This is a genomic window from Tomitella cavernea, from assembly GCF_016599145.1.
GTDB lineage: Bacteria > Actinomycetota > Actinomycetes > Mycobacteriales > Mycobacteriaceae > Tomitella > Tomitella cavernae.
On sequence record NZ_JAENKO010000052.1, the window covers coordinates 1 to 26,380 of the forward strand.

Here is a 26,380-nt window from a genome sequence, read left to right on the forward strand (position 1 = left end):
ATGGCGGCGGCGGTGCGCGCGGGTCGCCTGGCGCGCCGGGCCGGCCGGGTGCCCCGGCGGTTCTGGGCGCAGGCGTCGTCCCCGGCGCCCGACGGGCGCAGCTGAGGGCGGGTGCCGCACAGGGCAAGGCGCCGCCGACCCCCATCCACCTCCGGTGCTGCACGGAACCGGGGCATCCGGCATGCTGGTGACCATGATCGAAGTCCGAGGCCTGACGAAGCACTACGGCTCCACCGTGGCCGTCGACGACCTGACATTCACAGTCAAGCCCGGCATCGTCACCGGCTTCCTGGGGCCCAACGGGGCCGGCAAATCCACCACCATGCGGATGATCCTCGGGCTCGACCGGCCCACCGCGGGCACCGCCACCGTCAAGGGGGTGCCGTACGGGCAGTTGAGCAATCCGCTCGGCACCGTCGGTTCGCTGCTCGACGCCAAGTGGGTGCACCCCAACCGTTCGGCGCGCAACCATCTCAAGTGGATGGCCGCGTCCAACGGCCTGCCGCGCACGCGCGTCGACGAGGTGCTGGGGCTCGTCGGCCTGTCGGATGTGGCGGACAAGCGGGCGGGCGGCTTCTCGCTGGGCATGTCGCAGCGGTTGGGGATCGCCGGCGCGCTGCTGGGCGATCCGGAGGTGCTGCTGTTCGACGAGCCGGTGAACGGCCTCGACCCGGAGGGCATCGTCTGGATCCGCAAGTTCATGCAGCACTTGGCCGCAGAGGGGCGCACGGTGCTCGTGTCCAGCCACCTGCTCTCGGAGATGGCGCTGACGGCGCAGAACCTGGTGGTGATCGGCCGGGGCAGGCTCATCTCCGATTCGTCGGTGCAGGAGTTCGTGGATTTCGCCACCGACACCACTGTGCGCGTGCGCGGCCCGCGCCTCGAGGAGATCGAGCGGTGTCTGCGCGACGGCGGCCTCGGGGTGCGCCTGGAGCCCGCCGACCCGATCCACCCGCCGCACCTGGTCGTCTCCGGCGCCACCACCGACCAGGTGGGCGACATGCTCGCCGCGCGGTCGCTGGCGCTGCACGAGCTGGCCGGGCAGAGCGGATCGCTCGAGGACGCGTTCATGAAGCTCACCGGTGACCAGGTCGAATACCACGGGGCCGACGCCGATGCGATGCTGGGGCACGGGCCGGAGGGCGGCCCTCCGCCGGGGCGACCGCCCGCGGCCGAAGGGGGCACGCCGCCCGCGGGCAGGCACGCCGCGCACGAGCAGGGCGCAGACAAGGAGGTGCGGTGATGGGAGTCGTCGCTGCGGAACGCATCAAGCTCACGTCGACGCGCTCGCCCTGGTGGTGCGCCGCTCTCATCGTCGTCCTGGGGCTCGGCATCGCCGTGCTCATGGCCGTGCTCTCGCACAACACGGACGCGACGCAGGGCTCCGACCCGTTCGTCCTGTCCGCCACGTCGGCCACCGGCGGCGTCAACGGATTCGGCGTGATGATCGTGATGATCATGGCGGCGCTCACCGTCACCACCGAATACCGGTTCGGCATCATCCGCACCACGTTCCAGGCGATCCCCAACCGCGCCCAGGTGATCTCGGTGAAGGCGGCGGTGGTCGCCGTGGTGGCGGCCGTCGTCGTCGCGGTCACCACCTTCGGGGCGTTCTTCCTGGCCAAGGGCATCGCAGGGTCCGGTCCCGCCATTGAGATGGGTCTGGACGCGGAGACCTGGCGGGTGCTGTACGGCGTGGTCCTCTACGCCGCGCTGGCCGCAGTGCTCGCGGTGGCGGTGGGTGCGCTGCTGCGGCAGACCGCGGCCGCCATCGCGCTGGTGGTGCTGTGGCCGCTCGTCATCGAGCAGCTCTTCCTGCTGTTCGGCGACGTCGGCAAGGACATCTACGTGTTCCTGCCGTTCGCCAACATCAACCACTTCCTCAGCGCGCACGGCAGCACCACCGCGGACTTCCACTGGGGGCCGTGGGGCGGTCTCGTGTACTTCGTCGTGTTCACCGCGATCGTGTTCGGCATCAGTGTGGGCGTGGTGAACAAACGCGACGCGTGAGAGCGGCTTTCGTCGCCGCTCGCTGCGGGCCCGCATCGCATAGTGTGAGGGCGTGAGCGTCGACACGGGTTCCAGCGGTGCGGCAGACGAAGGCGGTTCGGCAGACGACGGTGATGCGGCGGACAGTGCGCCGGACGGGTCGGCGCGCCGCGCGGCGGAGTTCCTCGACAGCGTGCGGGAGTCGGCGCGCCGGATCGACAGGTCGCCGCAGTTGGTGGGACTGGTCCGGCGCGCCCGCCGGGTGCTGCCGGGCGACCAGGGCTTCGGCGACCCGCTGTCCGTGGCGGGCGACGGCGGCGCGCGGGCGGTGGCCCGTGTCGCCGAGCGGGTCTTCCCCGATTCCACCGGGGCATCCAGGGAGGCGGGCTTCGCCGCCCTGCAGGTGTGGCAGGCGGTGCGCGAGCGGACGGGGCGGGGCGAGGGCGACACCGAGGTGACGCTGGTGTTCACGGACCTGGTGTCGTTCTCCACGTGGGCGCTCGGCGCGGGGGACGAGGCGACGCTGCGGCTGCTGCGTGCTGTGGCGGGCGCCGTCGAGCCCGAGATCGTGGCGCGCGGCGGCCGGGTGGTCAAGCGCATGGGCGACGGGCTGCTCGCCGACTTCCGATCGCCGGAGCGGGCCCTGGAGGCGGTCGTGGCCGCCCGCGCGGCGCTGGCGGACGTGGACGTCGACGGCTACCGGCCGGTCATCCGCGTCGGCATCCACAGCGGCCATCCCCGCCGCATGGGCGACGACTGGCTGGGCGTGGACGTCAACATCGCGGCCCGCATGATGGAGGCGGGCCGCGACGGCAACGTGGTGATCTCCGAGGCGGTGCGCGGCGTCCTCGACCCGCTGTGGCTGCAGGAGCAGGACTTGCGGCTCAAGGAGCATCGCCGATTCTTCCTCAGCCGGGCGCGGGGCGTGCCCGACGACCTGAGGATGTACCGGGTCGAGGGCGCCTAGCAGATCAGCGGAACGGCCCGAGCACCACACAGGCGCTGCCGAGGTTGATGCCGATGCCCACGTCGGTGGTGAACACCTCCGTGGTGCTTCCCGATGTCGCACGGACCTCGTAGGCGCCCGGACCGAATGCCGGCGTCCAGTGCGTCACCGCGGTTCCGGGGCCGACGGTCGACTGCACGTCGAAGGGCGTCCAGTACGTCTGGTCCGTCTTGCGGTAGTCGAAGTTCACGGTCGCAGTGCTGCCGGTCTGCACCGTGGTCTTGTACGCGCAGCTCGTGCCGTATGGGGTTCCGAGGCCGATGCTGAGTCCGGGCTCGACGGTGAGGGCGTTCAGCGGCGCCGCGGATGCGGCGGTCGCGGTGAGACCCAGGATGCCCGCCGCGCCCGCACCGGCGGTTGCGAGTGCGACGGCGGCGCGGACGCTGCGGCCCCGTGCGGCGATGGTGCGTGTCATGGTCAGCTCCGATCCGGCGGGGAAGTCCGCCTCGGCCGGCTCTCCGGCGGCGCGGGCCTGGCGGCACGCGGCGCGGGGAGCATGCGGTGTGTAAAAAAAGGGGGCCGAGGACCGGTACAGGGCCGGGGAGGGGATATGACGCGGTCGTCGACGTCCGCGCCGATGGGGGACGGTGGCGATGCCGACCGTCGCTGGTGCGCGCGCCGCGGAGGCGGGGCCGGACGATGTCGTAATGGCCGATCTCGGCATGTCCGACGGTCACGTTTCCTCACCGGTTCGTGATCCGCCGGCGGTGGACGGCGTCGCCGCGTCGGTGCACCTAGCTGTGCTGAGATGACCACTCTAGCAGGAATTCAAAGAATTGTATAGGTTGTTCCGCGCGGTGACGGAGCTGGTGCTACTGCAACCGCCACAGCGGCGATACCGGGCCGTGCCCGGCGCCCAGCGGATACGCCCACCGCAGGCAACGCGTCACCCAGTCTTTGCCGTGCGCCACCGCGTCGGGCATCGCCGCCCCGGTCGCGAGCGCGCAGGTGATCGCCGCGGCCAGGGTGTCGCCGCCCCCGTGATCGTCGCCCGTGTGCACGCGCGGCCCGGAGAACTCGAACCAGTCGCGGCCGTCGAACAGCAGGTCGGTGCTCTCGCCGGTGGGCCCGTCGGCGCCGGCACGCAGATGACCGCCGGTCACCAGGGCCCAGCGTGCGCCCAGGCCCACGAGCGCGCGCGCCGCGTCGCGTTGGGTCGCCCCGTCGGTGACGTCGACGCCGGTCAGCAGCCGGACCTCGTCGAGGTTCGGCGTGACCAGGTCGGCCAGGGGCACCAGGAGGTCGCGCAGCGCGGCCAGCGAGTGCGGCTTCAGCAGCGGATCGCCGTGCATCGACGCGCACACCGGGTCCACCACCAGCGGAACGGCGCACCGCGGTGCGCCGTCGTGCGATTCCGCGGAACCGCGGCCGCCGCCGATGCCGATGCCGATGCAGGTTTCCACGATCGCCTCGATGATCGGCGCCTCGGCCACCATGCCGGTCTTCGCCGCCTGCACACCGATGTCCTGCACCACGGTGCGGATCTGGCCGGCGACGATTTCGGGCGGGACCGGGTGGACCCCGGTGACGCCCGTGGTGTTCTGCATGGTCACCGCGGCCACCGCGACGCACGCGTGCACCCCGGACATGGCCATCGTCCGCAGGTCCGCCTGGATGCCCGCGCCGCCGCCGCTGTCCGAGCCGGCAATGGTCAGCGCGCGAGGCGGGGTGCGGCCGGGCGCGGGCACAGGGAGGACGGTCACGCGTCCGCCGCCCCCGTGGCCGCCTCGGTCAACGGCAGGTATACCCGCGAGCCGTGGTCGGCGAACTCCGCGGACTTGCCGGCCATGCCGATCGCGATCGCCGCGTCGATCTGCTCCTGCGTCTCCAGTCCGTGCTCGGCGGCGTACTCGCGCACGTCCGCGGAGATGCGCATGGAACAGAACTTGGGTCCGCACATCGAGCAGAAGTGCGCGGTCTTGGCAGGCTCCGCGGGCAGCGTCTCGTCGTGGAAGGCGCGCGCGGAGTCGGGGTCCAGCGACAGGTTGAACTGGTCGATCCACCGGAACTCGAAGCGCGCCTTGGACAGTGCGTCGTCCCGCTCCTGCGCGCGCGGATGCCCCTTGGCCAGGTCGGCAGAGTGCGCCGCGATCTTGTAGGTGATCACGCCGGTCTTGACGTCGTCGCGGTTCGGCAGGCCCAGGTGTTCCTTGGGGGTGACGTAGCAGAGCATCGCCGTGCCGGCCTGCGCGATCATCGCGGCGCCGATCGCCGAGGTGATGTGGTCGTAGGCGGGCGCGATGTCCGTGGCCAGCGGGCCGAGGGTGTAGAACGGTGCCTCCTCGCACCACTGCTCCTCGAGCCGCACGTTCTCGGCGATCTTGTGCATCGGCACGTGCCCGGGCCCCTCGATCATCACCTGCACGCCACGGGACTTCGCGATCTTCGTCAGCTCGCCCAGGGTGCGCAGCTCGGCGAACTGGGCCTCGTCGTTGGCGTCGGCGATCGAGCCGGGGCGCAGGCCGTCGCCCAGAGAGAAGGTGACGTCGTAGCCGCGCAGGATGTCGCACAGCTCTTCGAAGTGCGTGTACAGGAAGGACTCCGTGTGGTGGGCCAGGCACCACGCGGCCATGATCGACCCGCCGCGGGAGACGATGCCCGTGACGCGCTTCGCCGTGAGCGGCACGTAGCGCAGCAGCACCCCGGCGTGCACCGTCATGTAGTCGACGCCCTGCTCGCACTGCTCGATCACCGTGTCGCGGTACAGATCCCAGGTGAGAGCCGTCGGGTCGCCGCCCACCTTCTCCAGCGCCTGGTAGATGGGAACGGTGCCGACGGGCACCGGGGAGTTGCGCAGGATCCACTCGCGTGTGCGGTGGATGTCCTTGCCGGTGGACAGGTCCATGATGGTGTCGGCGCCCCAGCGGGCGGCCCACACCATCTTCTCCACCTCGTCGGAGATCGAGCTGCGCACGGCGCTGTTGCCGATGTTCGCATTGATCTTCACGGCGAACGCCTTGCCGATGATCATGGGCTCGGACTCGGGGTGCCGGTGGTTGGCGGGGATCACCGCACGGCCGGCGGCCACCTCGCTGCGCACCAGCTCCGGCGCCGCACCCTCGCGCGCGGCGATGAAACGCATCTCGGCGGTGATGATCCCAGCCTGGGCCCACGCCAGCTGGGTTGCGGCGCCGTCCACCGGGGCCGGGCGCGACCACGCGTCGCGGGCCCGTGGCAGGCCGGCCTCCAGGTCGATCCGCGCCGCCTCGTCGGTGTACGGGCCGGAGGTGTCGTAGACGTCGTGGTGGGTGCCGTCGGTCAGGTGGATGCGGCGGCTCGGGAAGCGCAAGTCCGTGCCCGGCACCGGCAGATGGTGCTTGGTGGAGCCCTCGATGGGGCCGGTGGTGACGGGGCCCGTGGTGATGGAGCCCTGCTCCGTGTTCGAGGCGGATGTGGCCATGGTGTTTCCTCCCTACGCCGGCATTACCCGGTCAGGTTCATACGGTCGACGGCCCTGATCGCTCGAAGGTGAGCTAGCCGTCCTCTCAGCCCGCTGGCGCGAGCACCCGTGCTGTGAAGTTGTCCCCGAGAGGGGAGCCCCGGCGGCGGGCGGTGCCCGCGTGCCGGATACCGCACCACCGTAGACCAGATCGCCGTGGATCCGGTAGCGATGCGTCGCCATCCGCGGGCCCCGAAACCGGCCAGCGTATGCGGATCCCGTCGCTTCGAGGGCCTGAGCGGAGGTTTCCGCATGCGGTCAGGCGGCCGGGGGACACCCCAGATCGACGATGACGGGAGCGTGGTCGCTGGCGCCCTTGCCCTTGCGCTCCTCACGGTCGATGCTCGCATCGGTCACGCGGGCCGCCAGCGCGGGGGAGCACACGGCGAAGTCGATGCGCATGCCCTCCTTCTTGGGGAACCGCAGCTGCGTGTAGTCCCAATAGGTGTACTGGTCGGGAGTGTGCGCGCGGGTGACCTCGACGTATCCGGCGTCGGCGAAGGCGTCGAAGGCGTCGCGCTCGGGCTGCGAGGTGTGCGTCTTGCCCTCGAAGAACGCCGGATCCCACACGTCGTCGTCGGTGGGCGCCACGTTCCAGTCGCCGGCCAGCATCACCTGCGCGGAACCGTCCTGTTCGAGCCACCCGGCCGCCTGATCGCGCAGCTTCGCCAGCCAGTCGAGCTTATAGGTGTAGTGCGGATCGTCGAGCTCGCGGCCGTTCGGCACGTACAGGCTCCACACCCGCACGCCGTCGCAGGTGGCGCCCAGAGCACGCGCCTCGACCGCCTGGTCCTGCTCCGGGTCCTTGTGGAAACCGGGTTGTCCGGGAAACCGCGTCTCCACGTCGGTCAGCCCCACCCGCGAGACCACTGCCACGCCGTTCCACTGGCTCAGGCCGAAGTGCGCCACCTCGTAGCCGAGCTCGGTGAACCGCTCCGCCGGGAATTGGGCATCCTTGCACTTGGTCTCCTGCATGGCGAGGACGTCGATGTCCTGGCGCTCGAGGAACGCGGTGATGCGGTCGATGCGGGCGCGGGCGGAGTTGACGTTCCAGGTGGCGAAGCGCATGACAGTGAGGTTAGCGGAGGTGCACGGCCGGCGGTGGCGGCCCCGATCCGAGCGCGCGTTCCACGTCAGGGGGGCGGGAAAGCACGCTCGGATCGCGTAACCGGTGCTCGCGCCGGATTATCCGGTGCCCGAGTCGGATCAGAGCGAGCCGAACAGGTCGCCCATGCTCGCGAGCGAACCGAAGAGGCCGCCGCCGGTTGCGTAGGTGATAGTCACTGTGGGGGCGGCGTCGGCGTCGGCGAGTGTCGGATTCTCGATCCAGTCGCCATTGAGCATCGAGGATCCTCCGCCCCCGGTGCTGCCGCCGTTGCCGCCGCCGCCACCTCCGTAGTAGCCCCCGCCTCCGCCGCTGCCATCGCCGGTGGCATTACCGCCTTCGCCCAACTGTCCGTCCTCCGCGGCGGGGTGGGAACCATAAGGGCCGCCGCCTTCGCCGCCGGTCGTGCCCGTGCCGGGGGCCCCGGGAAGTCCGCCTGCCCCTTCCGCGCCGGCGGCTGCTCCGGTCCGATCGGTGTATGCGGATCCTCCGCTGCCGCCGCCTGCGACGATCAGTCGGCTGGAAAGGCCGCTACCGGTGCGGATGTCGCTGGCGCCACCACCTCCCGCGCCGAGTGAGACGTATCCCGATCCGGAGCCTCCGGTTCTGCTGCCGTCGCCCCCGCCGTTCCAGCCGCCTGCTCCCGGGGTACCAGTGTTCGGCCCGGTCACGGTGGCGTCCCCGCCGTTGCCGCCGACGCGGATGTACAGCGTCGAATCCGACGTCACGGTGAGCCTGCCGGCGATGGTCGCAGCCTGCCCGCCGACGCCTCCGGAGCCTCCCCCGTGTCCACCGACTACCGTCGCATCGATCTTCGTCACCCCTTCCGGAACTTCGAACTCCTGCACAGTTCCGGTGTACGTGTATGTGCAGGTCATTTCGGTGTGGAGCGGATTGGGAGTGCAGTTGCCCAGCGGTGCGGCCGCCGAAGCGAATCCGGGTGCCGTCAACGAGAAGGCTCCTGCGATCGCGATCCCGGTCACTCCGATCCCTAGCTTGCGGATGCTGTGACGATCCGGTGTGGCCATGTGCTTGCCGCCCTTCGCTGTCGATTCCTCCGCCCCGACGTTCGGCGGGGCCGGTGCCGGTGGCACACGTCGACACTCGCACTGCTTAGGGATCCGGCGGATCCGCCAGATGACGTATATTTCAGCGGCTAAAAGTAACAGTTCGATAACGAGGTTTGGGGTGGATTGCGCGGTTCGAGCGCCGGTTCCGCCATTCGGCCGTTCAGGTTCACGTGGTGGAGTGTGTGGCCGGTCCGCGCAATCGGTATTCGGATCGGTAAAGGGCGCCCCGATCAGAAGAAGTCCTGGACCGCGGCCAGCGCGCGTTCCCGGTCTGCCGCGACCAGCCCGATGCGGGTGCGCCGGTCCAGCACGTCCGCGGCGTCGAGGGCACCCTCGCGCGTGAGCGCGAACTCCACCTCGGCGCGCGTGACGTCGATACCCTCGGCGATGGCCCCCGCCGGGTTCGTGCAGGTGGCGCTCTCGAACACTTCGGGCGCCTCGTCGCCGAAGCGTTCTTGCAGCGACTGCGGCACCGCCGGTGCGGAAGGATCCGGAGACGTCGTGCCCGTGGCCGGGTGCATCGGCGCCCCGACCAGAGCAAGATCGCGCGTGCGGCAGGGCCCGCCGTCGACTTCGCGCTGGGCGATCACGCGGTCGACGGTGTCTTCCGCCATGTACCGGTACTCGGTGAGCTTTCCCCCGACGACGCTGAGCACGCCCTCGGGGGATTCGAGCACCGCGTGCTCGCGCGAGAGGTCCGAGGTGCGTCCCCCGCCGGAGTCGATCAGCGGCCGCAGTCCGGCGTATGCCCCGAGGACGTCTTCGCGGGTGAGGGGCACCTCGAGTGCGGTGTTGACGGTATTGAGCAGGAAGTCGACCTCCTGTCGCGACGGCTGCGGCTCGTCGGGAATGGGGCCGGGCGCGTCCTCGTCGGTGAGCCCCACATACACCCGGCCGAGCTGCTGTGGCAGCACGAAGACGAACCGGTTGGTCTCGCCGGGGATCGGCACGGTGAGCGATGCGGTGGGGTGGCCGAAGGTCGCGGAATCGAGCACCAGATGCGTGCCGCGGCTGGGGCGCAGGCTGATCGACGGATCCACCTCGCCCGCCCACACTCCGGCGGCGTTGACGACGGCGCGGGCGCGCATTCCGAACGACTCGCCGGTCAGCGTGTCGGTGAGCGTCGCGCCGAAGCCGGTGACGTCCGAGGCGCGGACCCGGGACAGGACGCGTGCGCCGTTCTCTGCGGCGGTACGTGCGACGGCGACGACGAGACGCGCATCGTCCACCAGCTGCCCGTCGTGGTTCACGTAGCCGCCGGCGAGGCCCGCGCGGGCGACGGTGGGGGACAGGGCGACCGCGGTGCGTGCGTCGACCTTGCGGGACCGCGGCAGCATCGACGCAGGGGTGCGGGCCGCCGCGCGCAGGGCGTCACCCGCGAGGAATCCCGCCCGTGTCAGATAGCGCTGGGCCGCGCCCATGGACGGCAGCAGTGGCACGAGCTGCGGCAAGGTGCGGGTGAGGTGAGGTGCGGTGCGAGTCATGAGGATGCCGCGTTCCATGGCGCTGCGTCGGGCGATGCCCACGTTGCCGGAGGCGAGGTACCGTAGCCCCCCGTGCACCAGTTTGGAACTCCAGCGACTGGTGCCGAAGGCCAGGTCGTGCACCTCGACCAGCGCGACGTCGAGCCCGCGCGCCGCCGCGTCGAGCGCGACGCCCGCACCCGTGATGCCGCCGCCGATGACGAGCAGGTCGACGACGCCGCCGTCCGCCAGGGATTGCAGCTCCGCGGCGCGGCGTGCGGCATTGAGTGAGGATGCGGGGTGCGCGGTGCTCATGGTGCGAGGTATCCGTTCAGTGCGTGGGCCAGCTCGTCGGACAGATCATGGGTATCGAGGATGGGCGCGACTATCCCGGCGGACTGCATCGCCGACTGCGCCATGAGCAGGACCATGGTCGCGAGCTGCGCGGGCTCGCCTGCACGCACCTCGCCCTGCTGCTGCAAGCGGGCGATGTGCGCGGTGAGCACGTCGATCAGGGCGCGTTGGCTCGTGCCCAGCCGGGTCAGGACGTAGATGCGGAAGACCTCGGGGCTCTGGTGCAACACGGTGTGCAGCACGGTGTGATCGGTCAGCCGCCAGGTGATGTCCACGACGTGGTCGACCAGGTCGGCGCGGTCGCGGGCCATGGCGGGCCGGCCGTCGGCGATGCGCAGGATCTCCCGGGTGAGCAGCGCCGCCAGGACCTCCTCCATTCCCGACCAGCGTCGGTACACCGTGGGGCGGCTGACTCCCGCGCGCCGCGCCACCTCTGCCACCGTGATGCGGTCCACGCCCAGGTCCACCACCGCGCGCGCGGTGCTGTCGAGGATGGCGTCGTCCACCGAGTGGCCGCCCGGGGCCGGCCCGGGCGGCGGCGGCGTCGGCGCCGGTTCGAGTGCCGGTTCGGGCGTGCGGGCCGCGTCGGCCGTGACCGCGGGACCCGGCCCGGGCGTGGCCCCCGAAGCGCCGTTACGGATTGACAGCATGTGTAATACTGTAATGCATGCGGCGGACGGATGCGGCATCAGCTGATCCACATGCCGCTAACCCGATCACCGCTGACCCGATCACCGCCGACCCGACAGATTGCGAGCGATACGACGATGGCCGATTCCACCGCTGGCAGTGCTCGATCCGCGTTTCCGGCGCATACGCTGCCGCTTCCCCCGATGAAGTGGGACGCGTGGGGCGACCCGTCCGCCGCCACGACGCTGTCGGACGGCATCCGTTCGCTGCTCGAACAGGCGTTGGGGGTGTCGGGGGCCGACGGTGCGCGTTGCGACCCGGCGCAGGTGGAGCTCGCGCCGTCGGCCCTCGCCGCGACGGACCACGACGCCTTCGTGGAGATCGTCGGCGCCGGACACGTCGGCACCTCCGACGGCGACCGGCTGTCCCGCGCAGGCGGCAAATCCACCCCGGACCTGCTGCGCCGCACCCGTGCGCCCAGGCAGGATGCGCCGGACGCGGTGCTGGCGCCCGGCACCGACGACGAAGTCGCGCGCATCCTCGCGCACTGCTCGCGGCGGTCGATCGCGGTCGTGCCGTTCGGCGGCGGCACCAGCGTGGTCGGCGGGCTGAACCCGGTGCGCGAGGACCACGCGGCCGTGGTCTCGCTGGACCTGCGCAGGTTCGACCGGCTCGAGGCGCTCGACGAGGTCTCGGGGGAGGCGGTCCTGGGCGCGGGGGTCACGGGGCCCGAGGCGGAGCGGCTGCTGGGGGAGCGCGGATTCTCGCTGGGGCACTTTCCGCAGAGCTTCCAGTACGCGACCATCGGCGGGTTCGCCGCCACCCGGTCGTCGGGGCAGGCGTCCGCCGGGTACGGCCGCTTCGACGACATGATCAGCGAGCTCACCCTGGTCACCCCCGCCGGGGTGCTCGAGGCGGGCGGGCCGGCTCCGGCCAGCGCGGCGGGCCCGGACCTGCGCCAGCTCGTGGCCGGGTCGGAGGGCACCCTCGGGGTCATCACCCGGGTCCGGCTGCGCGTGCATCGCGTGCCGGAGGCGGTGCGATACGAGGCCTGGGCGTTCGACGACTTCGCTGCCGGGGCGGAGGCGATGCGCGCCGTGGAACAGCAGGGGGCCGGCCCCACGGTGATGCGCCTGTCCGACGAAGCCGAGACCGGGATCAACCTCGCCACCACTGAGCACATCGGGGCGCAGCAGATCACGGGCGGGTGCCTGGCGGTCACCACGTTCGAGGGCACCGCGGCGCACGCGGAGTCCCGGCATGCGGAGACGCACGCGCTGTTCGATGCGTACGGCGGCCGGTCGCTGGGCGAGCAGCCCGCACGCGATTGGGACGCCGGCCGGTTCTCGGCGCCCTACCTCAGAGACGCGCTGCTCGATGCCGGCGCCTTGTGCGAGACCCTCGAGACCGCCACGTCCTGGTCCAATCTGCATGCGCTCAAGTCGGCGGTGACCACCGCGCTCACGGACGCCCTTCAGCAGACGGGCACGCCGGCGCTCGTCATGTGCCACATCTCGCACGTATACCCCATGGGCGCGTCGCTGTACTTCACCGTGGTCGCCGGTCAGCGTGGCGACGCCGCCGAACAGTGGGCGTCGGCCAAGCGGGCGGCGAGCGACGCGATCGTGGAGCACGGGGGCACGATCACCCACCACCACGCCGTGGGGGCGGACCATCGCGACTGGATGATCCGCGAGATCGGCGAGCTCGGCGTGGCGGTGCTGCGCTCGGTGAAACGCACGCTCGACCCGGCCGGCATCCTCAATCCCGGAAAGCTGATCCCGTGACATCCCCCCGCCGCGGCGCCGGGCCGCACTACGCGATGCTCACGAATCCGTATTCGGGACACAACAAGGCGCGCGACATCGCCGAGCGTGCGGGGCGGCGCCTGCGCGCGTCGGGCGCGTCGATCACCGAACTGATCGGCGATGATGCGGACGACGCGTTGCGGCTCGCGCGCAAGGCGGTCGCCGAGCGCCCCGATGCGCTGGTGGCCACCGGTGGTGACGGTCTGATCGGCATCGCGTTGCAGTCAGTGGCGGGGAGCGGCGTGCCGTTGGGGATCGTCCCCGCAGGCACCGGCAACGATCACGCACGTGAATACGGTATCCCCATAGGTGACCCGGAGGCCGCCGCCGACGTCGTCACCGCCGGCGCCGTCATGGACGTCGACTTGGGCCGTGTCCGGACGGCGGACGGCGCGGAACACTGGTTCGGGACGGTGCTCGCGGCCGGATTCGACTCGCTTGTCAGCGACCGCACCAACCGCATGACCTGGCCGCACGGGCGCATGCGCTACAACCTGGCGATCCTCGCGGAGTTCCTCAACCTGCGGCCGCTGCCGTTCCGCCTGGTCCTCGACGGTCCCGCTGCGGAGTCGGGCGCCGGCGCCGTGGGGGGCCCGGGCACGGTGATCGAGGAGGACGTCGTGCTCGCTGCGGTCGGGAATACCCGCAGCTACGGCGGCGGCATGCTCATCTGCCCGGACGCCGACCCGACCGACGGCCTGCTCGATCTCACCGTCATCCGCTACATTCCCAGGCGCACACTGGTGCGCCTGTTTCCCACAGTGTTCCGCGGGACACACGTCCACAGGTCCGAGGTGACCACCTCGCGCGCGCGCCGCATCGACATCTCCTCACCCGGCATCAACGTCTACGCCGACGGCGACCGTTTGGGACGTCTTCCTGCGGTGATCACGGCCGAGCCGCGGGCGCTGCGGCTGCTGGTCCCGGCGGAAAGGGCGGCTCCGGCGCAAGACTCAGGGGAATCATGACCGGTTCTCAGGTTTCGGTGCTAGAACAGTCGTGAGTGCGGCAACGCGCTCGTCGACCCACATCGGGAGGTGCGATGAACGCGAACGACACGGCGGCGGCCCCGGGCACCGGGACGCCCGCCCTGGGCTTGGTCGAGAACACCGCGCAGGACCGCTTCGAGCTGCGGGTGGGTGATGAGCTCATCGGCATCCTCGGCTACGCGGTGGAGACGCCGGGGGAGACCGCGGCCACGGCCGGTGCCGGCACGCAGGTGGCCTTCATGCACACCGTGATCATGGAGGACCATTGGCGGCGCGGACTGGCGGCGGAGCTCGTCGAGTTCGCGATGACGGCCGCCCGCGACCGTGGCTGGCGCGTGCGGCCCGTTTGCACCTATGTGCAGCGCTTTCTCGCGAAGAACCCGGACTTCCAGCACATCACCACCGTCTGATGGGCGCGCGTTCGCTCACCCGTCCGGCCGCAGCCGGACGTACCGGCACCGATGATGATCGGCGAAGCCCAGCGTGCGCACCACGGTGTCCTCGAACCCTTCCCGGCGTACGTGGCGGCCTCCACTGGTTGCGGAACTGCCCGCACTGCCACCCGTATCCCCGGCAGTATCCCCGCCCTTAACCCCGCCGGACTCGTGTAGGGCAAGCACCGCTCCGGAGGCCCCGGCGCCGGCCGCCCACCGGCACAGCGCCTCCACGGCAGCCCCCGCGTCGTCGGCACCCGCTTCGACGGCACCCGTTTCGACGGCGCCCGTTTCGACGGCGCCGTCGCGGTCCGGGGCCGTCCCGGCGGCGGGCACTCGTCCCGGTTCCGCCGCCTCGACCGTGAGAACCGCCCATACCCGGCCGTCGGACCCTTCGGAGATCCGTGCCACGGCCTCCACCGCACTCCCGGCGGCGCCGATACGGACGCGCGCCGAGCCGCGATGCCCGGCGGCGGGGTCGACGGCGTCCCCGGCGGTTTCCAAGGCGGCTGCCCCGGCGACGGCGCCTGCCGGCCGACCCGCCGCGCTCAGCGGCAGATCCGCGGTGAGTAGAAGGTGCTCGGCGAAGCCTTGCCACTCGGCGGGCGGGCGCACGAGGCGATCCGGAAGACGCAGGGTGAGGGGCAGGCCACGGCCGGTGAACCAGGCGCCGAGCGTGTCGAGGGTGCGGGCGTCGAGGAGGTCGTGAAAGAAGTCGCCCTCCGGCATCGCCGGGTCCGCCAGGGGCGTCGCCGCGCCCGCGGCCAGGGGGTCGACGCCGCCCGGATACGCCGTCGGGGCGCCCTCCGGGGCACGCGTGCCCGCAGCGCCACCGGCCCGGGCCACCCACCCGGCCACCCATGCCGTTTCGACGTCCGCGCGCGACCACGCGATCGCGAACTCGACGGCGCGGATCGCCGACCTCCGCACCGGCCGCGGCGGCACGGACTTGAGCACCACCACCCGGCCCGGTTCCACCGACACCTCGGCGCCGTCGGCCGTCCGCACCCGCACGAGGGGACTGAGCGCGACCAGGGTGCCCAGCGCGTCGGACTGCGACGGCACGGATCCGGGTTCACGCCGGAAACGCAGCACCACACGTGAGCCGACGGCGGGCGCCGGATGTCTGCGGCCAGGGCCCATCGCGTCGCCGCCTCCCGTCGGTGCATTGCAGGTACGGCCGGTTCCGCAGGGGTCCGGCCCGGTGTCAGTAGCCGAACGGGTCGTCGTCCTCGCCGGGGGTCCAGCTGTTGCCGGGGGCGCCCCAACCGTTCTGCTTGAGCATCTTCTTGGCCGCGCGCTTGTTGCGGCCGATCAGCGCATCGAGGTACAGGTGCCCGTCGAGGTGGCCTACCTCGTGCTGCAGACAGCGGGCGAAGAACCCGGTGCCCTCCACCGTGACCTGCCCACCGGTGGCGTCCAACCCGGTGACTCGCGCCCAGTCCGCACGGCCTGTCGGGTACTGCTCGCCGGGCACGGACAGGCAGCCCTCCACGTCGTCGTCCTCGTCGGGCATGGTCTCGGGAACCTCGGAGGTCTCCAGCACGGGGTTGACGACCTCGCCGCGGCGCCGTTCGCCGCGGCGGTCGGACCGGTCGTCGGGGCAGTCGTAGACGAACACCCGCAGATCGACGCCCACCTGGTTGGCGGCCAAGCCGACGCCGTTGGCGGCGTCCATCGTCTCGTACATGTCGCGGATCAGCTCGGCGATGTCTGCCGGGTCGCCGTCGAACGGCTTCGTCGGCTGGTGCAGAACGGGGTCGCCGACGATGCGGATGGGAAGGATTGCCATGGTCATACAGGATAGTGCGCGCCGTCGGCCGTGCTGCCCCGGCCTGGCCCGTGCCGCGTGGGGCTCCGACACGACCCGGCCACGTCCCCTGCGTCGCGGGGCGACCGTGGTTCAATGGCCGCAGGAATCACAAGGCTGTCATTCCTGACCGGGTTCGTTCCTGATCGGGTCGGCGCCGGGCGGTGCGGCACGCATTCCGTGTGGCACGGGGCCGCGAGAAACGGGGAGTCGAGGAGACGATGGACGGCGCAGCAGCGCGAGAGACAACCGGCGACGACGCGCACCAACCGGAGGACGGGCTCACCCGCCGCGAGCGTGACATCCTGGCCTTCGAGCGCCAGTGGTGGAAGTTCGCGGGGGCCAAGGAAGAGGCCATCAAGGAGACTTTCGGCTTGTCCGCCACCCGGTACTACCAGGTTCTCAACGCTCTGGTGGACCGGCCGGAGGCGCTCGCGGCGGACCCCTTGCTGGTGAAGCGGCTCAGGCGGCTGCGTGCCAGCAGGCAGAAGGCCCGTGCGGCCCGGCGCCTCGGAATCACCATCACCTAAACTCGCTGCGGTGAGTACCCCTTCCCCCGAGCCGTCGGGACTTCCGTTGCGGGCGCTGGCGATGGTGCTGCTGTCCGCCGCGATCGTGTTCGCCGGTCTCGGGTTCATCAGCATGTCCGGCTCGGACGCCGCCGCGTCCGGTTCGTCGTCGTCTGCGACGACGTCGCCCACCGCGGCGCCGCAGGATGGTTCGGGCGGTGCGTCGCGGGCGGCCGATGCGTCGCGGCATACGCAGAGCGCCGCGACGGGAACGACGGCGGATTCGACCGGGTCCGCGGAATCCGGGACCGCGGAATCCGGGTCCGCCGCTGCCACGACCACGCAGGCCGCGGCCACCGCCGCGGCCGGAAACGTCAGTGACGCGGAGGCCAAGCGGACGCCGGTTCGGGTCTACAACAACAGCACCGTCGAGGGCCTCGCCGGTGACACCGCCGGCACGCTGGAATCGGAGGGGTGGTCCGTCGCTCACGTCGGCAACTACAACGACGGCGAGGTGCCACGCAGCGCCGTCTACTACGGCGACGGTGCGGGCGAGAAGGCGGCGGCGCAGAAGGTGGGCGCCGAGCTGGGGCTGCCGGTGGAGCCGCGCTTCGCGGGCATCGTGAGCGCGTCGCCCGGGGTGATCGTCATCGTCACCGCGGACCGGTGAGCCGGGGGCCGGATCACTGCGCGGTCCGCGGGCCGCGGCGGCCGGAGCGCACCACCGTCCCACGCCGCGAGCCCGCCTGATTATGCTCAGGGCACTACTTCGAGGAGGCCGACCCATGACCAACCGTTCGCACAGCCAGCTTCGGCGCAGTCCGTGGCTGGTGGCGCCGGCCATCGCGGTGGCGGCTGTCGCGCTGACGGCGTGCAGCAATGGCGAGACGTCCGCCCCGGCGGACGCCACCTATGAGTTTCCGGCCGTGTTCACCGGGGTTCCCGACCCTGCCGGCGCGGACGGCGGCGCGGTGGGGGCCCACAACGAGGCGGCCGGCACGGACGGTGACGCCAAGAAGCCCCAGGCGGCCTACGGTTTCACGGCCTCGCTGAAGAATGCGACGGGTGACCAGGTCGGCACCGTGCAGCTCGGCGACGAGCAGGGCGGCCTGACCGTCAACGTCGAGGTGGACGACAGCAACCTCGACGCCGGCATGTACAAGGTCGGCGTCACCGACAATGGCGCGTGCGTGGCGGCGGACCAGTTCCAGTCGGCCGGGCAGGTCCGCAGCCTCGGCGGCGGCGAGAGCGGCACCACGCTGACGCTGCCGGTCTCCGACGCCGGCGACGGCACCCTCGACACCACCGTTCCGGGCGTCCAAGTGGAGCGGCTCGCGGCGGGGCAGGGCAGCGCCGTGGTCGTGATGTCCGCCGATGGCACCCGCGTGAGCTGCGGCGTCGTCAAGGGCAGCTGACCGGGCAGCGCTACCCGGGCGCCGCACGTGTCCATCGCCTTCGCCGGTTCGCCGCGGCCGACCATCGGGGTCGAGTGGGAGCTCGCCCTGGTGGACAGCCGCACCCGCGACCTGCGTAATGACGCCGAACGGCTGCTGGATGCGGTGCGCCGCGAACAACCGTCGCAGGCGGCGCGGCTGCACGGCGAACTGCTGCGCAACACCGTCGAGCTCGTCACCGGCGTGTGCGTCGACGTCGCTGAGGCGATGGCCGACCTGCGCGCGGGGCTGGCCACGGTGCGGGCCGAGGCGGACCGGATGGGCATCGACCTCATCTCCGCCGGCACCCACCCGTTCGCCCGCTGGGATGTGCAGCAGCTGACCGGAGGCGAGCGGTACCGGGAGCTCATCGAGCGCACGCAGTGGTGGGGCCGGCAGATGCTGATCTGGGGCGTGCACGTGCACGTCGGCGTCTCGTCGCAGCACAAGGTGTTCCCCATCCTCGGCGCCCTGCTGCTGCGATACCCGCACCTTCTGGCGCTGTCCGCGTCGTCGCCGGTGTGGTCGGGGCACGACACGGGCTACGCCTCCAACAGGGCGATGATGTTCCAGCAGCTCCCGACGGCGGGGCTGCCGTTCCACTTCGACGACTGGTCCGGCTACGAGGGGTTCGTCCGCGACCAGCTCGCGACGGGCGTCATCGACGACCTCACCGAGGTCCGCTGGGACATCCGCCCCGCGCCGCACCTGGGCACCATCGAGGTGCGGGTGTGCGACGGGGTACCCACCTTCGCCGAGTTGCGGTCGATCGTCGCGCTGATCCAGTGCCTTGTGGTGGACCTCGACCGGCGGCTCGAAGACGGCGAGACGTTGCCCGCGCTGCCGCCGTGGCACGTGCAGGAGAACAAGTGGCGGGCGGCCCGTTACGGCCTGGACGCGGAGGTGATCGTCGACGCCGACAACACGGAGCGGGCCGTCACCGACGACCTGGACGACCTGCTCACCCGGCTGCAGCCGGTGGCGTGGCGGCTCGGCTGCGCGGCCGAGCTGGCGGGCGTAGCCGAGATCCCGCGGCGCGGAGCTTCTTACCAACGGCAGCGCCGGGTGCGCGAGGAGTACGGGGGCGACCTGTGGGCGGTGGTGGACTCGCTGACCGGCGAACTGCGGGGCTAACGGGGGCCGGCGGACCCGTCAGCGTCGGAGTCGGGATCAGCGTCATCAGAGTCGTCGGCGTCAGCAGCGTCATCAGAGTCCTCGTCCAGCTGCTCGTCCACCACTGCCGGCTCCGCGGGCATCTCGTCGCGGGTCATCAGGTCCACGCGAAGCCCGCGCTCACGGTAGGCGGAGCGGCCCACCAGGTGCGCGAACACCGGCGACACGATGACAGTGAACAGCCCCGCCAGCACCAGCATGCCCACGTCGACGCTGCCGTGCAGCCGGATCCCCGCGCCGGTGAGCACCAGGAGCAGGCCCAGCACCTGGGTCTTGGTGCTGGGGTGCATGCGGCTGACGGTGTCGGGGAAGCGGACCAGGCCGATGGCCGCCGTCAGCGCGAACAGCGAGCCCAGCAGCACCAGGATCGCGGCGGTCCAGTCGAGTGCGGTGCTCATTCGCGATCACGCCGTCGGAAGCGGGGCACGGAGATCGAGCCGATGAAGCCGAGCAGCGCGAGGGCCACCAGCGCGGCGAGTACCGCGGAGTCGACGCTGTAGGCGGCCCAGGCTCCCATGCCGGACAGGCACGTCGACGCCGCCATTTCTGTGGCGACGAGCCGGTCGAGGGTGCTCGGCCCGGCGATGAGGCGGTACACCGCCAGCAGGGCCGCCGTGACCAGCGCGCAGCCGGCCAGAATCCAGACGACGCTCATCGGCGCTGCCCCCTCTCGTCGTCCTCGGGCTGCCGGGCGTCGCCCGGCGCGCCGCGCGCGGAGACCACGCGCGGCGTCGGCCGGCGGACCCGCTCCTGCCAGTCGTCTTCGCGTTCGAAGGCCCTGATGAACATGCGCTCGAGCCGTGCCACGTTGGCGTAGAACCGGTCGACCTTTGCGGCGCTGTGCGCGTCCAGCACGTGGATGTAGAGCACGCGGGCGCGGCGGTCGACCTCGAGGACTATCGTGCCGGGCACGACGTTGATCGCGTCCACGAGCAGCCCCAGCACCAGGTCGGACCGGACGGACACGTGCGCGCGCAGGATGGCGGTCATCGGCGGCGGCCCGGGCCGGACGGACAGCCACGCCACCTCGACGGACGACACGACCAGGTCGAACGCCACGCGCAGCACGAGCAGGATCGCGGACAGGGGGTGCAGCCGACCCTCCACGGGGAGTTGCGGAAGCGGGGCGAGGATGAGGATCGCCAGCGACACGGCCAGGCCGCCGACGACGTTCGCGGCGGTGACCTCGCCCCACAGCAGCACCCACACGAACGTCAGCCAGGAGATGACCCACAGGCGGATGAGCACGTCGCGCACGGTGAGCGGCGTGCGCATGCGGCGGGCGAGCGACTGCGCGAATGCGGTCATGGTGCGCCCTCCGTGGCCGCTGCGCCGCCCGGTTGCGGACGGCTTGCGGACGAGTCCTGCCGCACGGATCCTGCGGTGGACGGCTGCGAGGACGACGCGTCGGACAGCCCGGTGTGCTCGGCGGGACCGCTGGCTTCAGGGAGTTCGGCCGCCGCCTCGGGGCCCAGCACGGTTCCGACGTACACCGACCGGTCGTTGAGGTTGTCGGCCGCGCGTTCGGTGTAGCCGATCAGGGGGCCGGCGACGACGGTGAGCGCGATCCCCACCAGCACGAGCGCCGCTGTCGACCCGACCATGAGCGACGGCATCCGGCCGACGTCGCGGCGTTCGGCCAGCGCGACGTCGCCGACGTCGTCGAGCAGCACCGACGGGCGCGCCGCGACCATGTCGCCCTCCGGGGCGTCGTCCCGCGAACGCCAGAATGCCTTCGTCCACACCCGCATCACCGCGTAGAGGGTGAGCAGGCTGGTGACCACGGCGCCCGCCACCAACACCCACGCGAGCGGCGTCCCGGCTTCCACGCCCGCTTCGAGGAGCGTCACCTTGCCGATGAACCCGGAGAACGGCGGGATGCCGCCCAGGCTCAGCGCGGGGATCAGGTAGAGCACCGCGAGCACGGGGCTGGCCGCGGCGAGGCTGCCGAGCCGGCGCAGCGACGCGGAACCGGCCTGCCGTTCGATCAGCCCTACCACCAGGAACAGGGTCGTCTGCACGACGATGTGGTGCGCCACGTAGTAGATGGCGCCCGTCAACCCCAACTCGGTGGACAGTCCGATGCCGAAGATCATGTAGCCGATGTGGCTGACCAGGGTGAACGAGAACAGCCGCTTGGTGTCGGTCTGCGCGATGGCGCCGAAGATGCCGAAGAGCATCGTCGCCAGCCCGGCGACCAGGAGGACGTCGTCGAGAGCGCCGCCCGGGAACAGCAGCGTGTGCGCGCGGATGATCGCATAGACGCCCACCTTGGTGAGCAGGCCGGCGAACACGGCGGTGATGGGTGCGGGGGCGGTGGGATACGAGTCCGGAAGCCACGACGACAGCGGGAACACCGCCGCCTTGATGCCGAACGCGACGAGGAACACGGCGAAGATCGCGATGCGCACGCCCTCCGGCACCGCGCTGAGCCGCACCGCGAGCTGCGCCAGGTTGAGGGTGCCTGTCGCGGCGTAGGTGAACGCGATGCCCGCGAGGAACACCAGCGACGACAGCATCGACACCATCACGTAGGTGACGCCGGCGTGCACTCTGTCCTCGCTGGCGCCCAGCGTGAGCAGCACGAAGCTCGAGGCCAGCAGCACCTCGAAGCCCACGTACAGGTTGAACAGGTCGCCGGCGAGGAACGCGTTGGAGATCCCCGCCGCCATGACCAGGTACGTGGGCTGGAAAATCGACACCGGTTGGTGCTCGTCGCCGTCGCGGATGCCCTGCCCCACCGCGTAAACCATCACGGCGAGCAAGACCACGTACGCGATGACCAGCATCAACGCGGACAGCCTGTCGTTGACCAACGTGATGCCGATCGGTGTTTGCCAGCCGCCCACCTGGATGGCGGTGATGCCGTTGCGGTCCGCCAGCACAAGAAGCGCGCAGGCCACGGCGGTACCCAGCGCCAGCACGAGGATGCTGAGCATGCGCTGGACCCGCGGATGGCGCCCGAGGGTCATGGTGGCCGCGGCCCCGAGGAACGGTACGAGCACCGGCAGCGGGATGAGCCATTCGATGGCGGCTTCCTCCGTCACGGTTCCTCGCTCGCGTTTGCGGGGCCGAACTGGTCGCCTGCGCGGGTGATCCGGCCGGTGACCGGGTCGGCGGTGCGGTCGCGCAGGGGGGACTCGGCCTCGCCGCGCAGGCCCACCTTGGTGTCCTCGGGATCGTCCTCGACGTCGTCGTCGGTGTTGGTGGCGGTGAACGCGCGGTAGGCGAGCCCCAGCACGAAGGCGGCGAGCCCCATCGAGATGACGATGGCGGTGAGGATCATCGCCTGTGCCAGCGGATCCGCGTCGGTGTCGTAGATGCGGCCGTCACTGCCGATGATGGGCGCGTTGCCGGCGCCGCCGCCGGCGAGCACCAGCAGCAGGTTGACGCCGTTGCCGCCCAGCAGCAGGCCCAGCAGCATCTTGACGATGGAGCGTTCCATCAGCAGGTAGACGCCGCAGGAAACGAGCACGGCGACCACGACGAGCAGGCCGATGTCGACGGTCACTGCAGCTTCACCTCCGCCCGCGAGTCCAGGTGCGCGCCGAGGCTGCGCAGGATGTCGAGGGTCATGCCCACCACGATCAAGTACACGCCTGCGTCGAAGAACAGAGCGGTGACGAGTTTGACGTGGCCGAGCACCGGTAGCGTCACCTCGAGGATCGCCGACGACAGTACCGGGGCGCCCATCATCAGCGACACGGCGGCGGTGCCTGCTGCCAGCAGGAACCCGGCGCCGAGGATCTTTCCGGCGTCGATCGACAGCGTCTCGCCGATCTCGTAGCGTCCGCCGGCGAGATAGCGCAACGTCAGGGCCAGGCCCGCGGTGAGTCCGCCCGCGAATCCGCCACCGGGATGGTTGTGGCCGGCGAAGAAGAAGTACACCGACAGCACCATCACGGTGGGGAAGACCAGTCGGGTGGTCATCTCCAGGACCAGGGAGCGCGTGCGCGGATCGGAGATGCGGCTGCCGACCAGCCGCAGCGACCTGGTCGCCGGGCCGTTGCGCAGTTCCTCCGGCGCGTCCGAGACCCGGAGCGCCCCGCCGAGCCGGTGGTGCCGGAAGACCAGACTGGCGACGCCGGTGGCGGCGACCAGCAGCACGGAGATCTCGCCGAGCGTGTCCCACGCACGGATGTCTACCAGCAGCACGTTGACGACGTTCTTGCCGCCGCCGACGTTGTAGGCGGCCTCGGGCATCGCATCGGAGATCGGCCGCGCCGTGCGCGAACCGATGGCGTAGGCGCCGATGAGCGCCACGGTGATCCCCACCAGCCCGGACAGCACGATGCGGGCGGAACGCAGCCGGAACATCCGGCGCGTGGGCTGCGGCACCGAGGCTTCGGCGGGCAGCTTGCGCAGCACCAGGACGAATACCACCAGCAGCAGCGTCTCGACGAGGAACTGGGTGAGGGCCAGATCGGGTGCGCCGTGGAGCGCGAAGAGCATCGCCATGCCGTAGCCGGTGAAACCCACCATGAGCACGGCCGCGAGGCGGTTGCGCAGAACGGTGGTGGCCAGGGCGGGGGCGATCATGAGCACGCCGATGGCGAGCTGCCACGGCGAATCCCAGCCGGCGACCTGTACGTCGGGGACGCCGAGCACGAGCAGCGTGGCCGCAGGCAGCACCGCGAACGTGGCCAGGATGATGGCCTGCGTGATGGGGAGCGAACCGCGCTGCACCGTGCCGGTCATGCGCAGCGAGATCCTGTCGGCCAGGCGCAGCGCACCCTCGTAGACGCGGTCCGCGTTGCCCAGCGGCGGCCTGTCCGGACCCCACCGTTTGAGGGTGGAACGCGCCGCGAACATCCCGACGCCGCCTGCGATGACCACGATCGTCAGCCACACCGGCAGCGTCATCCCGTGCCACAGGGCCAAGTGGTACGGGTGTGGGCCGCCGTAGGTGAGGGTGTCGGCGTAGGGGGCCAGCAGGGTGTCGATCCAGCCCGAGGCGAACCCGGCGGCCAGCCCGGCGGCCGCGAGCAGGGCGGGCGCGGCGAGCAGGGCGACGCCCGGCGCGTGCATGCCGGCCACGGCGCGGGTGGGTTCGCGGCCCTTCCCCGCGAACGCGCCCACGAGGAAGCGCACGGAGTAGGCGACGGTGAAGATCGAGCCGACGGTCATGCCGGTGAGAAGTGCGATGGCGGCGACCGGCGCGTGGTCGAGCGCGTCGAACGCCGCTTCCTTGCCGACGAAGCCGATGAACGGGGGCACGCCCGCCATGCTGGCGGTGGCGGCGACGGCCACGATGGCGAGGACGGGGTGCGCGCGGCCCAGCCCCGCGAGCTCGCGCATGTCCCGCGTGCCGGCGGCGTGGTCGATGATGCCGACCACCATGAACAGCGACGACTTGAACAGGGCGTGCGCCACCACCACCGCCGCGCCCGCCAGGGCCGCGTCGCGTGTGCCCACGCCCATCAGCAACACCATGAAGCCGAGCTGGCTGACGGTGCCGAAGGCCAGCACCAGCTTGAGGTCGTACTCGCGCAGCGAGCGCCAGCCAGCGAGGATCATGGTCACCAGCCCCAAAGTGAGCACCAGGGGACGCCAGTACGGGGTGGTGGCGAAGGCGGGCGCCAGCCGCGCGATGAGGAAGATGCCGGCCTTGACCATGGCGGCGGCGTGCAGGTAGGCGCTCACGGGAGTGGGCGCGGCCATGGCGCCGGGCAGCCAGAAGTGGAACGGCACGATGGCCGACTTGCTCAGCGCGCCGATGAGCAGCAGCACCACGGCGATGTTCACCACGGTGCCCGACGGCGGGTCGGCGACGATCTCGGAGAGCAGGTAGGTGCCCGCCTGGTGCCCCAGCGCGACGATGCCCACCAGCATGGCGAGCCCGCCGGCGGTGGTGACCAGCAGCGCCTTGGTGGCCGCCTGCCTGCTGGTGGCACGCTCCGCGTAGTGTCCCACCAGCAGGAACGACAGGACGGTCGTGATCTCCCAGAAGATGTAGAGCAGCAGCATGTTGTCGCTGAGCACCAGGCCCAGCATGGCGCCGCCGAACGCCGTGAGCTCGGCGGCGAACAGGCCCAGCCGCGGCTCGGAGTCGCGGAAATAGCGCGCGCAGTACACCAGCACCAGCGCGCCCACGCCGAGGACGAGGACGGTGAGGATCTGGGCCAGTGCGTCGTAGCGCAGCGCGAAGTTCATCGACAGCTGCGGCACCCATCGGGCATCGACCGTGGCGGACGACCCCCAGGCGGTGGCGGCCCACACCGTGCCCGCCGCGGGCACCGCGGCCAGGGCGTAGAACGCATTGCGACCCCAAGTCCGCACAAGGAGGGGAGCACTGGCCGCCGCGATGAGATACGCGACGAGCAGTGTGATCATCCAGTACTCCGACCGTTGATGCGGACGCGGGCTCGGATTGATCTTAATGGAACGCTTCCGGGCTGCTTGACAGAGCGGTATGGGGCCTGTGCATAACCTCTCGCGCCCGCCTCGGACGCGTGTTAGGTTGACGAGCGTTCGCGGGGTGGCGGGCGAATGGGGATCCGAGGGGGGAAAGTGACGGGGATCAGTGACGCCGTTTTCGGCGGCGGGGGAGTCGGCGGCGGCGCCGGAGGAATGGTGGTCGTCGAGCCGGCGGCCATGCTGGCTGCGGCGGTGGAGTTGGACGCGGTGGCGGAGGGGATCGACGCGGCCCGGCACACGCACGGGCCGGCGCTGCACGCGGCGCCCGCCGGCGCGGAGGAGGTGTCGCTCACCGTCTCGCGCAACCAGCACGTGGTAGCGGACAGCTTCGACATCGCCGCGGCCACGGGCGCGCGTGAGCTGCGGTGTGCGGCGCAGGCGCTGCGCATGCAGGCGGCCGCGTACGCATCGTCGGACGGTGCGGCCTCGTCGGCGGTGGGCGCGCTGTACTGATCCGGCACAACTGATTCGGCGCGCACCGGCCGGCAGGGCCTGGACGCCGGGTGCGCGGCCGCGGGGGGCGCCCGCGTGCACATTGTCGAAGGGGGAGATTCTCAATGGTCGGATTCACAGGGGTGGTGTGGTTTCCGCGCGGTGCCACGATCAACTCGACCACGTTGTATGCGGGGCCGGGACCGGTGCCGATGTCGGCGGCGTCGGCGGCGTGGGCGGACCTGACCGCGCTGCTGGGCGCGGGCGCCGCGGCGCTGACGGCCGCGGTCGGCGGGCTGGGGGCCACGTGGCAGGGCCC

The 26,380-nt window shown here is 71.3% G+C and carries 26 protein-coding genes and 2 pseudogenes; 13 read left to right on the top strand and 15 right to left on the bottom strand.

The window, feature by feature from the left end:
- From thiG to JJ683_RS15580, 4 genes and pseudogenes are all read left to right on the top strand, one after another.
- A pseudogene (gene thiG / locus JJ683_RS15565) lies at positions 1-105 on the top strand (thiazole synthase); the annotation flags it as partial.
- Between the two features lie 88 nt (positions 106-193).
- Complete coding sequence (locus JJ683_RS15570) at positions 194-1,243, top strand: ATP-binding cassette domain-containing protein (RefSeq protein WP_200175465.1); 1,050 nt, start codon at positions 194-196, stop codon at positions 1,241-1,243.
- On the top strand, positions 1,243-2,010 hold the full coding sequence (locus JJ683_RS15575; RefSeq protein WP_200175466.1) for an ABC transporter permease: 768 nt from the start codon (positions 1,243-1,245) through the stop codon (positions 2,008-2,010). Before JJ683_RS15570 ends, JJ683_RS15575 begins: the two co-directional genes overlap by 1 nt.
- Positions 2,011-2,062: 52 nt before the next feature.
- Entirely contained in the window at positions 2,063-2,956 is an 894-nt protein-coding gene (locus JJ683_RS15580) for an adenylate/guanylate cyclase domain-containing protein (protein WP_200175467.1), read from the top strand.
- 4 nt (positions 2,957-2,960) lie between these two features.
- On the opposite strand, the gene JJ683_RS15585 is transcribed toward JJ683_RS15580, so the two are convergent.
- From JJ683_RS15585 to JJ683_RS15615, 7 genes are all read right to left on the bottom strand, one after another.
- The gene (locus JJ683_RS15585) at positions 2,961-3,410 is read right to left on the bottom strand and encodes a hypothetical protein (RefSeq protein WP_200175468.1); all 450 of its coding nucleotides are present in this window, start codon (positions 3,408-3,410) and stop codon (positions 2,961-2,963) included.
- Between the two features lie 397 nt (positions 3,411-3,807).
- Positions 3,808-4,698 carry a PfkB family carbohydrate kinase gene (locus JJ683_RS15590; protein ID WP_200175469.1) on the bottom strand — a complete coding sequence of 297 codons (891 nt, stop codon included), beginning with the start codon at positions 4,696-4,698 and terminating at the stop codon, positions 3,808-3,810.
- Positions 4,695-6,395, bottom strand: a complete 1,701-nt coding sequence (gene thiC / locus JJ683_RS15595; protein WP_200175471.1) for a phosphomethylpyrimidine synthase ThiC — start codon at positions 6,393-6,395, stop codon at positions 4,695-4,697. Before thiC ends, JJ683_RS15590 begins: the two co-directional genes overlap by 4 nt.
- A 297-nt stretch (positions 6,396-6,692) precedes the next feature.
- Positions 6,693-7,502, bottom strand: a complete 810-nt coding sequence (locus tag JJ683_RS15600) for an exodeoxyribonuclease III (RefSeq protein ID WP_200175473.1) — start codon at positions 7,500-7,502, stop codon at positions 6,693-6,695.
- 138 nt (positions 7,503-7,640) lie between these two features.
- Complete coding sequence (locus JJ683_RS15605) at positions 7,641-8,489, bottom strand: glycine-rich protein (protein ID WP_242474770.1); 849 nt, start codon at positions 8,487-8,489, stop codon at positions 7,641-7,643.
- A 350-nt stretch (positions 8,490-8,839) separates the two neighbouring features.
- Complete coding sequence (locus JJ683_RS15610; protein WP_200175477.1) at positions 8,840-10,387, bottom strand: glycerol-3-phosphate dehydrogenase/oxidase; 1,548 nt, start codon at positions 10,385-10,387, stop codon at positions 8,840-8,842.
- Positions 10,384-11,076, bottom strand: a complete 693-nt coding sequence (locus JJ683_RS15615) for a TetR/AcrR family transcriptional regulator (RefSeq protein WP_200175480.1) — start codon at positions 11,074-11,076, stop codon at positions 10,384-10,386. The genes JJ683_RS15610 and JJ683_RS15615 overlap by 4 nt, the downstream gene beginning before the upstream one ends.
- A gap of 183 nt (positions 11,077-11,259) precedes the next feature.
- Between JJ683_RS15615 and JJ683_RS15620 the strand changes: the two genes are divergently transcribed.
- The 3 genes from JJ683_RS15620 to JJ683_RS15630 all read left to right on the top strand — a co-directional run bounded on the left by JJ683_RS15620 (position 11,260) and on the right by JJ683_RS15630 (position 14,263).
- Positions 11,260-12,843 carry an FAD-binding oxidoreductase gene (locus JJ683_RS15620; protein ID WP_200175482.1) on the top strand — a complete coding sequence of 528 codons (1,584 nt, stop codon included), beginning with the start codon at positions 11,260-11,262 and terminating at the stop codon, positions 12,841-12,843.
- 35 nt (positions 12,844-12,878) lie between these two features.
- Positions 12,879-13,832 (top strand): diacylglycerol kinase, encoded by a 954-nt coding sequence (locus JJ683_RS15625; RefSeq protein WP_200175499.1) that lies wholly within the window; start codon positions 12,879-12,881, stop codon positions 13,830-13,832.
- Between the two features lie 74 nt (positions 13,833-13,906).
- Positions 13,907-14,263, top strand: coding sequence for a GNAT family N-acetyltransferase (locus tag JJ683_RS15630; RefSeq protein ID WP_200175484.1), 357 nt, complete (start codon positions 13,907-13,909; stop codon positions 14,261-14,263).
- 15 nt (positions 14,264-14,278) lie between these two features.
- Here JJ683_RS15630 and JJ683_RS15635 read toward each other — a convergent pair whose 3' ends face one another.
- Together JJ683_RS15635 and JJ683_RS15640 are read right to left on the bottom strand one after the other, a co-directional pair.
- Positions 14,279-15,430: a putative acetyltransferase gene (locus JJ683_RS15635; RefSeq protein WP_200175486.1), complete on the bottom strand. Its 1,152-nt coding sequence runs from the start codon at positions 15,428-15,430 to the stop codon at positions 14,279-14,281.
- Between the two features lie 64 nt (positions 15,431-15,494).
- The gene (locus tag JJ683_RS15640) at positions 15,495-16,079 is read right to left on the bottom strand and encodes a peptide deformylase (protein ID WP_200175487.1); all 585 of its coding nucleotides are present in this window, start codon (positions 16,077-16,079) and stop codon (positions 15,495-15,497) included.
- Positions 16,080-16,318: 239 nt separating this feature from the next.
- On the opposite strand from JJ683_RS15640, the gene napA reads away from it, so the two are divergent.
- The 4 genes from napA (at position 16,319) to JJ683_RS15660 (ending at position 19,173) form a co-directional block, all read left to right on the top strand.
- Positions 16,319-16,627, top strand: a complete 309-nt coding sequence (gene napA, locus JJ683_RS15645; RefSeq protein ID WP_143909770.1) for a nucleoid-associated protein NapA — start codon at positions 16,319-16,321, stop codon at positions 16,625-16,627.
- Positions 16,628-16,637: 10 nt separating this feature from the next.
- Positions 16,638-17,276, top strand: coding sequence for a LytR C-terminal domain-containing protein (locus JJ683_RS15650; protein ID WP_200175488.1), 639 nt, complete (start codon positions 16,638-16,640; stop codon positions 17,274-17,276).
- Positions 17,277-17,391: 115 nt separating this feature from the next.
- Positions 17,392-18,021 (top strand): hypothetical protein, encoded by a 630-nt coding sequence (locus JJ683_RS15655; protein ID WP_200175489.1) that lies wholly within the window; start codon positions 17,392-17,394, stop codon positions 18,019-18,021.
- A 27-nt stretch (positions 18,022-18,048) separates the two neighbouring features.
- Positions 18,049-19,173, top strand: coding sequence for a glutamate--cysteine ligase (locus tag JJ683_RS15660; protein WP_200175490.1), 1,125 nt, complete (start codon positions 18,049-18,051; stop codon positions 19,171-19,173).
- Positions 19,174-19,292: 119 nt separating this feature from the next.
- Here the strand turns inward: JJ683_RS15660 and mnhG are convergent.
- The 6 genes and pseudogenes from mnhG to JJ683_RS15690 all read right to left on the bottom strand — a co-directional run.
- A pseudogene (gene mnhG / locus JJ683_RS15665) lies at positions 19,293-19,610 on the bottom strand (monovalent cation/H(+) antiporter subunit G); the annotation flags it as partial.
- A complete protein-coding gene (locus JJ683_RS15670) occupies positions 19,607-19,867 on the bottom strand; it encodes a monovalent cation/H+ antiporter complex subunit F (RefSeq protein ID WP_200175493.1) in 261 nt (86 codons plus the stop codon). The gene JJ683_RS15670 and the pseudogene mnhG, both read right to left, overlap by 4 nt.
- A complete protein-coding gene (locus JJ683_RS15675; protein ID WP_242474771.1) occupies positions 19,864-20,520 on the bottom strand; it encodes a Na+/H+ antiporter subunit E in 657 nt (218 codons plus the stop codon). The genes JJ683_RS15670 and JJ683_RS15675 overlap by 4 nt, the downstream gene beginning before the upstream one ends.
- The gene (locus JJ683_RS15680; RefSeq protein ID WP_200175494.1) at positions 20,517-22,259 is read right to left on the bottom strand and encodes a Na+/H+ antiporter subunit D; all 1,743 of its coding nucleotides are present in this window, start codon (positions 22,257-22,259) and stop codon (positions 20,517-20,519) included. Before JJ683_RS15680 ends, JJ683_RS15675 begins: the two co-directional genes overlap by 4 nt.
- On the bottom strand, positions 22,256-22,723 hold the full coding sequence (locus JJ683_RS15685; protein WP_200175495.1) for a Na(+)/H(+) antiporter subunit C: 468 nt from the start codon (positions 22,721-22,723) through the stop codon (positions 22,256-22,258). Before JJ683_RS15685 ends, JJ683_RS15680 begins: the two co-directional genes overlap by 4 nt.
- On the bottom strand, positions 22,720-25,545 hold the full coding sequence (locus tag JJ683_RS15690) for a Na+/H+ antiporter subunit A (RefSeq protein WP_200175496.1): 2,826 nt from the start codon (positions 25,543-25,545) through the stop codon (positions 22,720-22,722). Before JJ683_RS15690 ends, JJ683_RS15685 begins: the two co-directional genes overlap by 4 nt.
- Positions 25,546-25,722: 177 nt before the next feature.
- Here JJ683_RS15690 and JJ683_RS15695 point away from each other — a divergent pair, with 177 nt between their 5' ends.
- Both JJ683_RS15695 and JJ683_RS15700 read left to right on the top strand, forming a co-directional pair.
- A complete protein-coding gene (locus tag JJ683_RS15695; RefSeq protein WP_307810972.1) occupies positions 25,723-26,082 on the top strand; it encodes a PE domain-containing protein in 360 nt (119 codons plus the stop codon).
- A gap of 104 nt (positions 26,083-26,186) precedes the next feature.
- Positions 26,187-26,380 (top strand): PPE domain-containing protein (locus tag JJ683_RS15700; protein ID WP_200175498.1); only part of this gene is annotated, 194 nt, incomplete at its 3' end.

Coding starts and splice junctions, on each gene's coding strand:
- JJ683_RS15620 (WP_200175482.1), top strand. CDS start 11,260: ATGAAGTGGGACGCGTGGGGCGACCCGTCCGCCGCCACGACGCTGTCG.
- JJ683_RS15635 (WP_200175486.1), bottom strand. CDS start 15,430: ATGGGCCCTGGCCGCAGACATCCGGCGCCCGCCGTCGGCTCACGTGTG.
- JJ683_RS15600 (WP_200175473.1), bottom strand. CDS start 7,502: ATGCGCTTCGCCACCTGGAACGTCAACTCCGCCCGCGCCCGCATCGAC.
- JJ683_RS15655 (WP_200175489.1), top strand. CDS start 17,392: ATGACCAACCGTTCGCACAGCCAGCTTCGGCGCAGTCCGTGGCTGGTG.
- JJ683_RS15675 (WP_242474771.1), bottom strand. CDS start 20,520: ATGACCGCATTCGCGCAGTCGCTCGCCCGCCGCATGCGCACGCCGCTC.
- JJ683_RS15630 (WP_200175484.1), top strand. CDS start 13,907: ATGAACGCGAACGACACGGCGGCGGCCCCGGGCACCGGGACGCCCGCC.
- thiC (WP_200175471.1), bottom strand. CDS start 6,395: ATGGCCACATCCGCCTCGAACACGGAGCAGGGCTCCATCACCACGGGC.
- JJ683_RS15575 (WP_200175466.1), top strand. CDS start 1,243: ATGGGAGTCGTCGCTGCGGAACGCATCAAGCTCACGTCGACGCGCTCG.
- JJ683_RS15640 (WP_200175487.1), bottom strand. CDS start 16,079: ATGGCAATCCTTCCCATCCGCATCGTCGGCGACCCCGTTCTGCACCAG.
- JJ683_RS15570 (WP_200175465.1), top strand. CDS start 194: ATGATCGAAGTCCGAGGCCTGACGAAGCACTACGGCTCCACCGTGGCC.
- napA (WP_143909770.1), top strand. CDS start 16,319: ATGGACGGCGCAGCAGCGCGAGAGACAACCGGCGACGACGCGCACCAA.
- JJ683_RS15585 (WP_200175468.1), bottom strand. CDS start 3,410: ATGACACGCACCATCGCCGCACGGGGCCGCAGCGTCCGCGCCGCCGTC.
- JJ683_RS15610 (WP_200175477.1), bottom strand. CDS start 10,387: ATGAGCACCGCGCACCCCGCATCCTCACTCAATGCCGCACGCCGCGCC.
- JJ683_RS15615 (WP_200175480.1), bottom strand. CDS start 11,076: ATGCTGTCAATCCGTAACGGCGCTTCGGGGGCCACGCCCGGGCCGGGT.
- JJ683_RS15625 (WP_200175499.1), top strand. CDS start 12,879: ATGCTCACGAATCCGTATTCGGGACACAACAAGGCGCGCGACATCGCC.
- JJ683_RS15670 (WP_200175493.1), bottom strand. CDS start 19,867: ATGAGCGTCGTCTGGATTCTGGCCGGCTGCGCGCTGGTCACGGCGGCC.
- JJ683_RS15690 (WP_200175496.1), bottom strand. CDS start 25,545: ATGATCACACTGCTCGTCGCGTATCTCATCGCGGCGGCCAGTGCTCCC.